The 13,455-nt window shown below is 43.0% G+C and carries 16 protein-coding genes; all 16 read right to left on the bottom strand.

Features of this window, described 5'->3' with window-relative positions:
• Positions 1–31: 31 nt before the first annotated feature.
• The 16 genes from QMA13_RS01415 to QMA13_RS01340 all read right to left on the bottom strand — a co-directional run bounded on the left by QMA13_RS01415 (position 32) and on the right by QMA13_RS01340 (position 13,219).
• Positions 32–217, bottom strand: a complete 186-nt coding sequence (locus tag QMA13_RS01415) for a hypothetical protein (protein WP_282939009.1) — start codon at positions 215–217, stop codon at positions 32–34.
• A gap of 2 nt (positions 218–219) precedes the next feature.
• Positions 220–714, bottom strand: a complete 495-nt coding sequence (locus QMA13_RS01410) for a hypothetical protein (protein ID WP_282939007.1) — start codon at positions 712–714, stop codon at positions 220–222.
• Between the two features lie 18 nt (positions 715–732).
• Entirely contained in the window at positions 733–3,303 is a 2,571-nt protein-coding gene (locus QMA13_RS01405) for a hypothetical protein (RefSeq protein WP_282939005.1), read from the bottom strand.
• A gap of 3 nt (positions 3,304–3,306) precedes the next feature.
• Positions 3,307–3,588, bottom strand: a complete 282-nt coding sequence (locus tag QMA13_RS01400) for a ketopantoate hydroxymethyltransferase (RefSeq protein WP_282939003.1) — start codon at positions 3,586–3,588, stop codon at positions 3,307–3,309.
• Entirely contained in the window at positions 3,585–4,157 is a 573-nt protein-coding gene (locus QMA13_RS01395; RefSeq protein ID WP_282939002.1) for a putative phage tail protein, read from the bottom strand. Before QMA13_RS01395 ends, QMA13_RS01400 begins: the two co-directional genes overlap by 4 nt.
• A 4-nt stretch (positions 4,158–4,161) precedes the next feature.
• On the bottom strand, positions 4,162–5,241 hold the full coding sequence (locus tag QMA13_RS01390; protein ID WP_282939001.1) for a baseplate J/gp47 family protein: 1,080 nt from the start codon (positions 5,239–5,241) through the stop codon (positions 4,162–4,164).
• Positions 5,234–5,638: a DUF2634 domain-containing protein gene (locus tag QMA13_RS01385; RefSeq protein ID WP_282939000.1), complete on the bottom strand. Its 405-nt coding sequence runs from the start codon at positions 5,636–5,638 to the stop codon at positions 5,234–5,236. Before QMA13_RS01385 ends, QMA13_RS01390 begins: the two co-directional genes overlap by 8 nt.
• Positions 5,635–5,979 (bottom strand): DUF2577 domain-containing protein, encoded by a 345-nt coding sequence (locus QMA13_RS01380; RefSeq protein WP_282938998.1) that lies wholly within the window; start codon positions 5,977–5,979, stop codon positions 5,635–5,637. Before QMA13_RS01380 ends, QMA13_RS01385 begins: the two co-directional genes overlap by 4 nt.
• Positions 5,976–6,974, bottom strand: coding sequence for an XkdQ/YqbQ family protein (locus QMA13_RS01375; protein ID WP_282938996.1), 999 nt, complete (start codon positions 6,972–6,974; stop codon positions 5,976–5,978). The genes QMA13_RS01380 and QMA13_RS01375 overlap by 4 nt, the downstream gene beginning before the upstream one ends.
• 13 nt (positions 6,975–6,987) lie before the next feature.
• Positions 6,988–7,725, bottom strand: a complete 738-nt coding sequence (locus QMA13_RS01370; RefSeq protein WP_282938994.1) for a LysM peptidoglycan-binding domain-containing protein — start codon at positions 7,723–7,725, stop codon at positions 6,988–6,990.
• A 285-nt stretch (positions 7,726–8,010) separates the two neighbouring features.
• On the bottom strand, positions 8,011–10,173 hold the full coding sequence (locus QMA13_RS01365) for a phage tail protein (protein WP_282938993.1): 2,163 nt from the start codon (positions 10,171–10,173) through the stop codon (positions 8,011–8,013).
• 211 nt (positions 10,174–10,384) lie between these two features.
• A complete protein-coding gene (locus QMA13_RS01360) occupies positions 10,385–10,804 on the bottom strand; it encodes a phage tail assembly chaperone (RefSeq protein ID WP_282938992.1) in 420 nt (139 codons plus the stop codon).
• A gap of 18 nt (positions 10,805–10,822) precedes the next feature.
• Complete coding sequence (locus QMA13_RS01355) at positions 10,823–11,287, bottom strand: phage tail tube protein (RefSeq protein ID WP_282938990.1); 465 nt, start codon at positions 11,285–11,287, stop codon at positions 10,823–10,825.
• Between the two features lies 1 nt (position 11,288).
• Complete coding sequence (locus tag QMA13_RS01350) at positions 11,289–12,605, bottom strand: phage tail sheath family protein (RefSeq protein ID WP_282938988.1); 1,317 nt, start codon at positions 12,603–12,605, stop codon at positions 11,289–11,291.
• Complete coding sequence (locus QMA13_RS01345; RefSeq protein ID WP_282938987.1) at positions 12,606–12,794, bottom strand: hypothetical protein; 189 nt, start codon at positions 12,792–12,794, stop codon at positions 12,606–12,608.
• The gene (locus QMA13_RS01340; protein ID WP_282938986.1) at positions 12,791–13,219 is read right to left on the bottom strand and encodes a phage tail terminator family protein; all 429 of its coding nucleotides are present in this window, start codon (positions 13,217–13,219) and stop codon (positions 12,791–12,793) included. The genes QMA13_RS01345 and QMA13_RS01340 overlap by 4 nt, the downstream gene beginning before the upstream one ends.
• Positions 13,220–13,455: the final 236 nt, after the last annotated feature.

The following is a 13,455-nucleotide window of genomic DNA, read 5'->3' as shown; positions in this document are numbered from 1 at the left end:
CTCTACCATTTGGGCAAAAAAATAGCCCCGCTTAAGCAGGGCTTTGTGTCTCTTCCATTTCAGGGCGTTTTGTATGAATTTGCGCAAGTACTAAGTCGCGGTCTTCACTAGACATATTATAGCTATCAACAATTGGTATGATCTGTCCTTCTCCAGAATCACAACGAGTCAAGCAAGCATTTGCTATAATGCGAATCTTTGGCATACTCATAGCCATGGTTATTTGCCTCCCCCTGTTAATATCTCAGCCATAATGATTTCTACGTCACCAAGTCGAGATTTTAAATCCTCTTTCTCTGCTTCCAATCTGGCTATTTTCTCGGCATCCGATTCAGGCTGCTTTTGATTCTGGATCTCCTTCAACTCCTCTGGGGTTAACCCCTCGATCCAAAGAGCTTGGGCTGGCCGCGATTGATGGACATTCCCTTCCTCAGCTGATTCGAGTTCACCAGCTTCGCCTATTACCGGTTCTAGTAGCTGATTGTATAATTCCCATGCAGTAAAGTTGAAACGAGGCTTGTACAGTCCTTCTGGTACTGGAATTGCTACGGTATAACCGGTTATTTCTAGTTCTTTAAGCTCCGAAGGTTCTTCGGTTGGATTATACAGTGGATTGAGTTGTCTATAGATAGGAAAAACGCCTGTCACATCTGCCGCGACAAGCGTTACATCTTTGATATATCCGTCTAAATCGGTGATAATTGCTTCTTTCATTTTTGACCTGACCTCCTATTATTGTTCAGCACGGAATGAGAAAAGTAAGTGCATATAACCGTTAGCTCCCTTATATAGATATATTTTTCTTGAAGTAATGGCAATCTTACCATCAACAATAGTAGATGCAATGACATTGCCTTGAGTACTTGCAAATATATCAGTTAGAATATCATCAGCAGGAGCATATCCTTTTGGGAATTGCATAATAATTGTCCCTTCTGCTGCGACTCCACCAGTAATACCCATATCAACATGGACGATTCCAAAATCATCTTTGTAATAACCACCTCTATGCAGAGACCATCCATTTAACAATGTCGGTACAATCAGTTGAGGTTGAATCTTTTTGGCCTTAGTATTTTCCAACTCACTAACCCTTTTGATAATATTCGCTTGATTTCGTGTTAACATATCGACGTTCGTCTTAAGGTTAGTGACATACCTCCCCTGCATGGCTTGGATATTGCATGTAAGGCTGTATCGGTCTAAGGCAAGGTAGGTGACGGTATAAGAGGCTGATGGGTCGTAATTTGGCCGATCTATTGCAAAACTAAAGTTTCCATAACGATTAATATCCCAGTCTAGTTTCTTAAGACTTTTATCAATAACATCATCACGATATAGTTCGAATAACTTACCGACCCTATTTTTAAATAGTGACGAGGGAAAGGCTAAATTATTCAGCAGCCATTCGCCAGTATTTGAGTAAAAGGAAGGAGTAGCCTTCTCCCTTACAATCATCCCATCACCAACTTCAATCTGATTCAACCCTTCATGAAGAGTAATGTCACCTTCTGGAATGATCTTTTCGAGAACGGGCTGAGCAAGTTGGTATTGAAGCTTATATGGTGTCCACTTAAAATTATTACCATTTGGTGCTTGTGAATATGGTAATGTATTTTGTCCACCGATATAACCAGCTGCGTTTCCTAATTGAGTACTATCCTCTCTATAGCACCAACCTTTCGTTCCTGTAGTGTAAAGACTGGACCCGTTTGAACTATCATAATTAAACATTCTCCAGCCATAGAAATACGCTTGAACCTCAGCCTGTGAAGGCTCATATCCGTCACCCCAACCACTATCTAAATTGGAAATAGAAATAAAAAATTTTCCAAATGATGTGTTCTGTACATCTGCTCCTGTATTTGGGTCACCTAATGGTATTATTTTCCCATCAAATTTTACCGCAATACTATTCGTATAATCTGATGAATTAGGCATACCCAAAACAACATACTTATAACCTGTCTTACTTGTTGATGTACTCCAATTTTGACTACCATCTAATGTTAAATATTTATGTTTAGCTAATTTGTAATAATCAGCTCCACTTCGATACAACTGATCTGCTACAGAACTGTCAATATTTGAGCACCATTGATTAGGGAACAGTAGGTAATTATCCTCACTAGGTTTGAAGAGTTTTGCTGTATTGCCAAGGTTGAGCATGGGGTTAGTGAAGGTATAGGTCCCGGCACCGCTCGTGTCATTACTTAGTAATACACGCAAGATAGCAGCGTTTGCGTCCGTTTTAAATGACTTTGGAGCGGATGAATAACCGCCAAAAGCATTTATAAGCTCCCCATTCTTATCTAAAGTATTTACCCCTATTCTTCCAGTTGCAACGGAGAGCGTGTAATCCTGATTCGGGGCTATCGGAATATCAATTGCTATCGCTTGTGAATTCCCGTCTGCCACAAGGGATGCGGAATACAGCAAATTAATGGTCATCCTCGGATTACCTGATCCTGCTGTAACAAACCAGCCTTCTGCGAATGGCGGCAGCAGATTCTCCCCATATTTCATCACATAAGGATTCACGATTGGCTTCATATCATCAACATATGGGTACTTTGCAGCGATTTGCTCTACTGTCATGCTATCAATAGCAGTATAATCTGCTGCTGAAATCTCATAGATGGAAATCCCATCAAAGTATGCACTCTCACCTGATTGCACAAAAAAGTTGGATCCGTCACTTTTTAGTAGATGCATTCTAGCTATTACCGATGATACATTACTTACACCAAATCGTACCCATGTGGTAGTAAATTTATTTGGATCTGATGCTATTGACGTTGCTGCAATTCCGGTATCAAAACCGATTTGAGAAGAACCATCATAAAAGCGAATACATGCTTTACCTGCTACTGGTTTTATACTAGCGCACGCTATATAATAACCATTTACATTAGGAAGGTTATATTGTTTAGTAATATCAACGTAATGTTCTATCACCCCGGTGCCAGTTGCAACGATTTTCATACTTTGATTTCCATGATTTTTGTTGGAAGTATCATAAGCTGCTGCTGCCCCACTACCAACAAGAGTTAAATAGGTTTCAAAATTCCCATCTCGACCCATCAAGTTCACCAGTGTACGCCCATTAAATCCCATTACATTATATGGAGCTATTCTGTCCGATTGGACGACTTGAGTACCATATTTTAAGTTCAAAGTGGTTGGTTCAGGACTATCAATTCCTTCAGTATGAGCATCCTTAATCCCTTGTTCTAAACGGTTCATATCATGTTCCGTTACGATCTCATCAAATTTCCAATCCGTTTTTGCATTGTACGGCACGTTCTATACCTCCTTGATTACTATAGTTTGTTTTATAATCGTATCACTGGTAATTGGCACATAGACTGCATTGGAGCTAATCACCACATCTTCACTGCTTTTAAGCTCTATAAGCGTTACTTCTTCTATGGAACCAAATGGTATGACATATTCCATTTCAACCGTGCTTGCCGTAACCTGCTTGATGGAAAAGCTCACTATCTCATAGCTCCCATTCACAACAACCTTTACAATCTGGTTATTCGTAAACAAGGCTAATTTGGACAAATACGTAGTTGGGATCATATTAACTGCACCTCCTGCCCTTTTACTGCAAATGGTGTTTGCCTCAGCTTCCAGCCTGTCCCTAATCGTGTTTTTCGAAATAGCGGCGTCCCCTTCATATGCTCCTCTAGCCCGATATTATCCAGCAATGAAGTCGATTGATGATATACAATGTTAGCCGGTTTAATAGAATGAATCGTATACTCAATCTCTTTAAAGTAGGCTGCGTTAGGAACATCGAATGTGACCTTGAGAATATAATTCTGCTCATCAATTTCTACAGCTGCCCGGCCTTCACCAGCGAGCATATCCAGTCGGCTTTGCAAATATCTAATGGTAAACGGAGGCTTGGTAGAGTACCGATTAATAAGACGCCTGCGTCGAAAATCTAAAGACTCCTTGGTCGAATCCGCTCGTATCCCGAGCATTTGCTCACGACGTTTGATAGCCTGGATACTGGCCGTATCCACAAACTGGTCGTCAAACAGCTTTTGTACAGCGATTGCTAACGCTTCGATTTCGGAGCCCTCTGTTTGCGCAATCTCACAAAAATCCTCAATATCCGCGTATAGCTCGGGTAAAAACTTCATTAAATTAGACACTCAAGCTCACCTTCCCAAGTACCGGGATTTGTTCACTCGTCAAGGTTATGTTTGCCGCAGCCCCGTTCAGCAGCGTACTTGAGATGTCCGTAACGCCTGCAACTGTCAAAATGCGCGATTCGATTTGACTCACTCTAACAACAAGCTGTGCTTCATTCATCCACGACTGACGCAAAGTAAGCATGTACGCTTCAATAGCGGCTTCGATATCGGCTCGAACTTGTCCTAGTGTCATACCACTCTCTAGCGTAATGCTTGTTTCCACATTGAAAATAACGGTTTCTACACCAACCACGGTGACGTGATGGCCAATCGGTGCAAACCCAAGCCCCTCTCCACTGTTCACCGTTGGATCAATGATCGTCTGCACGTCGTTAACCAAGATCGAAGAGGGTGACGTATGATCCGCTGAAATAATGGTGCATTTGACGGTTCCACCACCCTGCAAAACTGGAAATACTTTAACTCCTCCTATACCAGGGATATCACTGATTTTCTTTTTGTAATCCGCCACGTTCCCCCCAAAAGGCTGCTCATTGAGAGCTGTAAAATACCGCTGTCGGAGTGAAGCATCGGTTTCTACATCTTCGCCAGGCACCAATACCTCTGAGAGCTCTGCCTTCGAGAGCCCCGTCATGTAACTAATAGGCAGCAGCGTACCGAAATATTGATTTCCTGCTGCCCCTGACACTTCACACTCTACTTCAAAGACCCCAGTTGAAAGCTTCTTAATGACCGTGTAATTCAACGCACCACCTGAGAATCGGCTACCAATAGGTATATCAAATGGAACATTACCGGAACCATAAAACAACGCCTTACGACGTGCCTTACTAGCTGGCTTGCGTTGGATTCCAAATTCCAAAGTGCGGCGCTCCAAATATTCTCCCGTGGCGGTATCCGCGAAGGAAAGATTAAGGTTGATATCCAGCTCGGTATACAATCCTGCTAATTCCCATGCAGCCGGCGCCAGTGCATCATAAATGATACTGCCTTCGCGTTTATCTATATCTGCAGGCACACGTTCAAGCATCCTGCTCAAAATCGTTTGAAACGTTTGAAGCTCATACACTTTCTCCCACCTCCTTTGTTAATAAAACATTCCCGTAAATCGAAACAATAGTAAATGATGCGGTCGCTTCATCTCCGCGAATATCGATTTCCAGGTCTTGAATGTCCTTGATCCGGTCATCTTGCAATAAAGCCTCCCGGATTCGCCTGGCAAACTCTGTACGAATATAAGAAGAATGATGGCCTGGAAGATTCGCCAGCTCACAGCCATAATTGCCACTGTAAATAAGAAATTCAAAGCGCTCTGTCTCCAGAATCTTCATTGCTGCTTGCCTCACAGCTTCCAGACCGTCTGTCATTCCAATAATCCGATTCAAGAGCGGATCCATCCGGTACGTCTTGCTTGGCTGCTGCGTGATTTGAGTTGCTTTTCCCAAAATGCCCCCTTGTGGTATCACGGCTCCACCACCTTATCCAGTACAATGTACTTAAGACCGCCCTGCATTCTAAGCAGAAGTACCACATCCCCCTGCTCTAATCCCTTGCGAATGAGAATGGGATCGGCAAGCGCTTCTTCCGTTGTCCCCTCACCAGTAGAATGGGTATGCTTAAGATCAAGCTCCAAGTGAGTAAGACTTTCCGGAACAAGTAAAAAATCCTCCGTAAGCGGCTCTCTTTGCGGATCTAAGCTCACTTCTAGAGGATTTATTTGTACAACATTTCCTGTAAATATAGAAACGGGATACCCTGCGTTCACCGCATCGGACCCCGCCTGCTTAATTAAATCTAATAACCTCACTTCTGTATCACCACCTTCGGGTCTCCTGTTCTCAAATCAAATAGATCAAGGCTCATCGTATGATCATTGCCATCAAACTTATGGGTACATTCATTGACCATGAACCTTTGGTTAATTCCCTCTTCCTCCATGTTGATGGATAGATAGCAGCCAGCCCTTACCCGAATATCTCCAATGGCATCAACCTGAAAGCTCCTGCCGACCCTATTCTTGAGATTCATCAAGTTGGCTAACGACTGGCTCACTTGATCATCACCCATTTTCTCATCAACGGATTGGAATAACATCAGCAGCCCCCATTTGGCAATATTGACGCTGTCCTTTTCTATAAATAGCTCCCGTTTGCCGATCTTTTTGTTTTCTCTGCTCAGGACAACCATATTGTAAGAATCCTCGATGGACACTTTTTGCTTGTAATCTACCATTAGACTTCCATCACCGAGCGATAGATCGAGCGCCCTATCTTCCATGTTTTGAATGGCAAGCTCACCAAAATTATCGAGCAGCAGGTACTGTTTACCCGTCCCGATCAGTGTCTTATCCAGAGCCTTGCAGATAATGTCCATGGTCTTCACGCCATCTTCCGAGATGGCTGGAATGATAAATTCGGTGTCTGTCAATTCACCTGTTTTCAATTGGTACTTATCTGCAAAATGCTTTACGACTTCGGTTGCCGTCAGATTTGTTTTTATCAAGTAATCATTGACCATTAAGTAACGCAGCTGATCATAAGCGGTGATTTTGACGTCTTCATCCCTGCCGCTATTAATGGTGAAAATATATCCCAAGAATACGTTCAACCCATCCTTACGTACCCGAATCACGTCGCCGACATTGTACTTAAATTCGTTAGCTTCGTAGAGCCCGCCTCGAATCAAGGTAAATTCGAAAACCGAAGCACTGCCCTTTCTGCTTGTCTTATACGTTACGTCGGTGACTATTCCTGATATATCCCACAGCTGGCCATCCCGATTATCCATAATAATTTCAAGCACTTTTATTCACCGCCTAATTCTGGGGAATCCTTAAGAACGTACCGGCTGTTAAGTCCTTAAGCTTATCTTCTGTGATTCCGTTAAGTGATTGGATCTCCCTCCACCGGCCAGCATTACCAAATAACCGCTTCGCCACATCCCTTAACTTCTCCCCTGTATGCAGAGTATAGGTTTCAGGTCTAACTCTTTCATCCGGGCGCACCCGCGCTTGCTGCACTAGGACGGTCTCCCCATTATCCGATACAGTCGTACTCACACTGCGGGCCGAATAAAAAACGTATTCTTTCAACTTCAAAGAATATTCAATATCGCCTGAGGAGCCAGCCACTTCCTTCCATTCGAAGGATTCGATAGAAGCAGGGAAGTTGAGGTCCGATATTCCGTCTATGCCGCTTGCCTTTGTCAGAGCATTATAATCTCCTGCAACAATAAACCGGATAGGACGTTGGCTTTCCATCCATTTTCGAATCAGGTTAATGTAATACATCGGTACGAATAGCGGTACTTCTTCATTAACAAAAGGATAATATTGATTGGGGAAAAAGCTGCTGAAGCCCACCTCTTTCAACTTCGGGCTTTTTATGACATTGATCTCGCCAGCCCGTGTCTCACTAGTACCTCCGCCTTTGCCTACAATATTATAGGTTTTGCCCTGACTCTCTTCTTTAACGTCAAGTGATTCAGGATTTACAGGGATTTGAAATCCTTCAGCTTCATTGTTCCAGCTAAGCATGATTCTATAATTGTTCAAATAGCTACACCTCCGTCCTACGTATTAGTTAAAAAGAAAGCACCCTTTTAGGGTGCCCTTGTTGAAAAATCTGTCTTGCGGGAACTATGCTAAGTAAAGAGGTGGGGTGTGCCTCGGAGGAGTTTACGTCCGCCTTTGAAAACCGTGAAAATACCACAAAATCTAATCCAATTCACGGGTTTCAACAGCGGCTGGAGGGGCATACCCCACCGGAGTATTGGCAATAGTTCAAGCCTTTCAGGATTTTCAACAGACTCAGCACCCTGTATGGGTGCTTTTTACCCGTTATTCGTAAACTCCTTGAGCTGAATTAGCTATTTCCCTTACCATAACATCCTCGATACGGCGAATCATCTCATTCACATCGGTTGGATTAGTAATATCTCCGGTTGTTACTTGAACGGTAGGAGTCAAAGTAACGAAGTTCTGAATATTTTGCAGTTCTGCCAGATCACGCATGACTTTGATATCCTCACTGGATACATCCACCGTGTCATCAATCTTACCGACCACGCCCACCTTATCGATACTGGTATTTTGGTTCCAGCCATCAGTTATAGATTTCTGCTTATTAGGGTCCATGGAATCTTGAACGGTCGAAAGCTTATTGACCAGGGTCGCACCGCTGCTATAGCCGAAGTCGAACTCGTTTTTCAAGTCTTTATAATCCATCCGGCCTGTGACGATTACATTTTTATCGCTGACAGGCTTCTCAAGCTGATCCATCATATTCCTCATACTATCACTAATAGCATGAACGTTGTTTTCGTCAAAAAACTTGGCTTGGTTAATTTTGATCCCAAACATGTTGTTAATGCCATCTACTAACCAGTTGAATCCTTTCAAAATACCATTGATACCTTGCAAAATGGATTTCATAAAAACTCCGGCAAAATCTTCGACCCCTCTAACCATACTTTCTAAGAATCCACCATAAGCTACAACTAAATCATAAAACAATGTCTTGCCAGCATAGGTTGAATCAATGAACATATTTATTAGAAAATCACCAAAGCTTGCAAATCTATTCCACATTTGTGCAATAACATTCCATACTACTCCATACAACACCATGAAGCTTCCAACAATAGAACCGACGATTTGCTCTGCTGTTACACCACAACTCAAAAGGATATAAATGAGGACACCTATAACTGCAATAATAAGAAGTATCGGCCAAGTTGCTGCAAGCCAGGCTGCTGCTTGAGCTAAAATAGGAGTAATCGCAGCCCAAAGAGCAGGAATAAGTATAGTAGCGATAACTGCCCCTAAGCTTATTAAAATAGCGCTTGCCATAGGCCAATTATTTTGAATTACATCTGATAACCACAAAACCACGTTTACTAAAGCAGTCACAAGCCAGGCAACTACATTTAAACCTACTTGCAATCCATTAAAGAACGGTTCAAATTTACCTTCTTGGAATGCGGTGTTAAGAGTGGCTAGTAAAGGCTGAAGTGCTTGTAAAGCTCCTTGCCCTGCCATTGCAAGAGAAGTCTGGAAGTTATTGCTTAGCATTTCAATTTGCTTTGCCGGGGTCGCTAACATAGTTTCAAATGCCTGCTTCCCCATATTTTCCTTCTCAAGCAGTTTATCGAAAGCATTTATAAATCCGTTAAGATCTCCAGCTTTTCCGAAATCCTCAATCTTTGATGCCTTAATACTTGCGTCAGACATGTTATAACGTTCTGCTAACGAGTCCGTGTTCCCACCCATGGCTTCTTTAAGTACAGAAAGGTTATCCCCAATCCCCTTGCCTTCGGTATCAAATGCATTTAGTCTAAGTGCCATACTGTTCAATTTCTCTAATTGATTTGTATTTTTGACCTTAGGGAGAAGTGATAATGTCCCGGTCAAAAACTCGTTGGCGTCTACACCAGATTTCATAGCATCTGTCCTAAACTTTTGAAACATGGCAGTACCTACTTGATCGTCACCGGTTCGAGCCTTAAACATATCCTGCAGTTTCTGCTGCTCCATTCCTCCTGTCAGAGCTTTTGCTCCGAGATCCTTGATGGTATCAAAGCTTAAGTACTGGCCTGCTAAACCTTTTACTTTGTCCAAAATCCAGCTACTCTTACTTCCACCTTGCTTGCCCTTATTGTTCAGTTTATCCTGCAGTTGGCTGACCTTTTCTTCTAATTCGGTGACTTTCTTAAGGTCATCCTGCATTTGCTTTACGCCGGTATTGGACAGCTTAATCTGCCTGGCTGTTCGAAGGATTAATAATAATACGCGATATACCTTCTGGAATCCGTTAGTTAATGCTTCTGGAATTTCTTGAAATTGATTTATCTCAATATTAAAAAGATTAATGTTAGCATCCTTTTGCAAGGAATGCTTCAGCTTTTCAGCAGTACCTAACACCTTATTCATACCGTTTTGTGTGGTGCTGATCGATTGAGACATTTGATCAAACAATTGAAGGCTTGTTCCTACACTCGCCAACGGCTCTCCCTCCTTTCTTACACAAGTAAACCTCATCGAGGTTACCTGCTTTTCTTCGCTTGAGCCTTCTTCTCTTGATCAATTCGAATATCAATCATCGCGTAGATGACCGCCTTCTCACGAGAAGTCATTTGCATTAAGTCATGCGGTAGGATGTTTAACTCGTGGAGGGCGTAGTAAGCGTAATTAGCCTCACCATCCCCCTCCATGACTAGTTTTTTACTTCATCGACCAGCTCGTTCATATTCTTATCGAAAGCGTTAAGCTCCTGGATTTTTTCAATCAGTGCTGCATACTCTCCCGCCAGCAGCATTTTCCGAAGAAGATTCTCCGCACCAAGCACACCGTATGACTTTTGCAATTCAACATCCTTAAGATTAGGGAATACAACGCTAGCGACCGCAAGCTTGGCCATATATTCCGTAGGGTCCGTTTCTTGCGTTGCCACTCCCCTCTTGGCTTGGACACGCTTGGTGGCCGATTTCCGAATCGACTCATTCTCTTCTTCTGTCATGCTGCGCAGCTTCCACGCTACAGGCTTTCCTTCTTTGTCCTTGAAACGCTCGGAAACAATTAATTCCTCCGTCAATCCGCTAACATTTTGTGCATAGAATACGCTTAAATCGCTCATTGTAATAACCTCCATTAATTAACCCATAATTGGTTTGCCAAACGGATCTAGAATATCTACATCATCAAACGTGAAGCTTACTTCTTCTTCCAGAGCATCGGAGCCCGTATCCAGTAGAGCCATAATGACGCTATCCAAATTGACGCCTTTAAGGACAACCGTTTGTTTCCCAACGGAAGAGGATGGGTCCTCATTGATAACCTGCACGTCAAAATACGTATCCTTGCCTTTTTTGATATAATCCAGCATCATTTCTCTGAACACAGAGGTGACGTAATAAATTGTCATGCTGCCGGAGCCCTTCCACCCCTTAGCCTTGTGCTGCGTACCGCGGCGCCCTAGTGTCTTGACCTCAGACTTTTCTTTCTCGACCTTACCCTCGAGCTTTTTAATGTAAAACATTTCTTCAACCTGACCATTAATCGTGGCGTAAGCCCGGCCCTCTTGACCTGAAATCGTATCATTAGCTTTTAAGAAGGACATATTATTGCACCGTCACTTTCATATAGATTTTCTCAACCGAATCGACCGGTTGTACTCCAACTTCAACATATACACTGTCAGCCTCGCTGCCTTCCAACACGACCACATCACTTTGCGAATCAAAATTTTGCACCGCATTAATTCCCTGCAATGTATTCAAGTACGAGTTGCACTCTCCGCGCAGCAGGTTTCGCCCATCAGCATTATTGTCTACTTTCCCGATAAAGAACGATTCGAAGATTCGTTTGAAGTCATTGTTAATGCCGTCTAGTACACGAATCACTCTGTTTTTTCTAAATTCCTTTCCTTTTGTCGGTGAGAAGCTTGTGAATGTATTGATATCCAATTCTACTTTGGCTTTACCCTGACTTGGCGTGAAAAGAAATTCTCCCTTGTTGATTGCTGCAATGATCTGATCATTGGTGTAGCGAGGCGTTACATCGATGGCATCATCGTAAGCATCGTAGGTTAGTGATTGATTCATCTGTGCGGATGCTGTTGCAGCTGCCACCCATGCCGTTGCTTGAGCCGCCGTTAGCTTGGTTCCATCAGAGAGGATAACGCCATTCTTCACGCTAATGATTCCTTCATAATCAGCCGTAGGATAGTTCTCCAATACGACCTGCACCTTTTTCCCCTCATCATCCCTAATCCGTCGTACAAAGGAAGAGTATAGTGCTTTTAATGTATTATCCGTCGATGATAGAGCCATAGTCTGGAAGTCGACCAGCTCAGATGCAGCCAGATAATCCATATGATCCTGATTTGTTACTGTGCCGTCTGTACCGCCCTTCAACACCGTTCCAGCCGTTTCCGTTAATGCCCCAGTTCCGCTAAAGATAACCCAGTCATTAGCCTTCAAAGCTTCTGTCGCAGCTACCGTCTGGATATCAACGGCTCTTCCCGACAGAAGCGTCTTCACATCAAATTTGGTTGCATCATCGAAGTTTTTTTGGATGACATGAGAAATATCGTTACCTCGCAAACCGCCATATTTGGCCGTAGAAGTTAAAGTGCCGATGGTTGCATTAGCCTTTACACCTTCATTCAAGCGATATACAAGCAAGGTCTTAACCCGCTTCAACGCTTCCTTAACAAGCAACAGCTGTGCTGCAGTTACATCGTACCCAAGCTGCTTGGATACATCAGCGCCAGCTTGGATCTCAATCATTTGCTTTGACGGCCCCCAGCTAAGCGATAATGGCATTGTCATAACGCCACGGTCACCGACTGCTCCTACCGGTTTTCCCTCACCTACAAATTCAATGTATACCCCTGCTCTATCTTTGTTTTGTGTTGTCCATGTTCCTCCGGCCATCTATATAACCACCTTTCTGGAAAAATCCATCATATATTTTTTGACTTGCTCCATTGTGTACGTTGTATCATCCTGCAGAAGTGTATTTAGCACATCTTTTTGCTGCGCCGTATACTGCTTGGATTCCAAAAACTGCTGCTTGGTATAAGCTGAAACCGCGGCTTCAACACTTTTTTCTTTTGTACTCATTTGTATCTTTCCTCCTGTTCTAAATGCTTCATTTTCAATGCAGACGGCTTTTGCTTTGTCACGTGGATATCGAAGCTTATATAAAATTGGAGTGAATCCTCCAGTATCTCATGATGCAGCTCATAGCCTCGGTAACGCTTACCCTCCCACTCCATGTACTCCAGTTCCTCATACAACCGTTCAGCCATCTCGTGAAATCCAATGGGGATGGTCCTGTTTCCTGGATTCGGGAAGTATTGAATACTGAATAGTGTAGGGTATCGATATCGTCCATTGATTTCTTTCACTTGCTTACTGCTCACTAGGAGCATAAGAAAAGAAGGCTTCTGCAAATCCTGCTTGTTATTCTCATCATAGATTGGAATGTCAAAACCCAAGGATTTTAGCTGAACAAGTAAAGCATTTTTCATCTCTTCAAAGATCATCGTTCCACCTCAAGTACCGTTGGATAGCCATTTTCCACCCATCCTCCTAGCTTACTCCTAACTCCATGTTTCTATCGAATCGTCCACCTCTGCGAAGCTCGTTTGTCTCCTCTATTAACATTAGAGTTTATAATTACTTTCGCTAGAAGACAGCCAATCGACATCTTCCTGCAGCCATTGTTTCTCTAACACTATGCAGCAACAACGCAATCAACTATCCCCTATTGCACTCAACC

The sequence above is a fragment of the Paenibacillus sp. RC67 genome, from assembly GCF_030020805.1.
Classification (GTDB): domain Bacteria; phylum Bacillota; class Bacilli; order Paenibacillales; family NBRC-103111; genus Paenibacillus_S.
This window is presented reverse-complemented; position numbering and strand designations above follow the sequence as displayed.

Excerpts from the sequence above, each read along its gene's own strand:
- QMA13_RS01415 (WP_282939009.1), bottom strand. The coding sequence starts at position 217 with ATGGCTATGAGTATGCCAAAGATTCGCATTATAGCAAATGCTTGCTTG.
- QMA13_RS01410 (WP_282939007.1), bottom strand. The coding sequence starts at position 714 with ATGAAAGAAGCAATTATCACCGATTTAGACGGATATATCAAAGATGTA.
- QMA13_RS01400 (WP_282939003.1), bottom strand. The coding sequence starts at position 3,588 with ATGATCCCAACTACGTATTTGTCCAAATTAGCCTTGTTTACGAATAAC.
- QMA13_RS01395 (WP_282939002.1), bottom strand. The coding sequence starts at position 4,157 with ATGAAGTTTTTACCCGAGCTATACGCGGATATTGAGGATTTTTGTGAG.
- QMA13_RS01360 (WP_282938992.1), bottom strand. The coding sequence starts at position 10,804 with ATGAGCGATTTAAGCGTATTCTATGCACAAAATGTTAGCGGATTGACG.
- QMA13_RS01355 (WP_282938990.1), bottom strand. The coding sequence starts at position 11,287 with ATGTCCTTCTTAAAAGCTAATGATACGATTTCAGGTCAAGAGGGCCGG.
- QMA13_RS01350 (WP_282938988.1), bottom strand. The coding sequence starts at position 12,605 with ATGGCCGGAGGAACATGGACAACACAAAACAAAGATAGAGCAGGGGTA.
- QMA13_RS01345 (WP_282938987.1), bottom strand. The coding sequence starts at position 12,794 with ATGAGTACAAAAGAAAAAAGTGTTGAAGCCGCGGTTTCAGCTTATACC.
- QMA13_RS01340 (WP_282938986.1), bottom strand. The coding sequence starts at position 13,219 with ATGATCTTTGAAGAGATGAAAAATGCTTTACTTGTTCAGCTAAAATCC.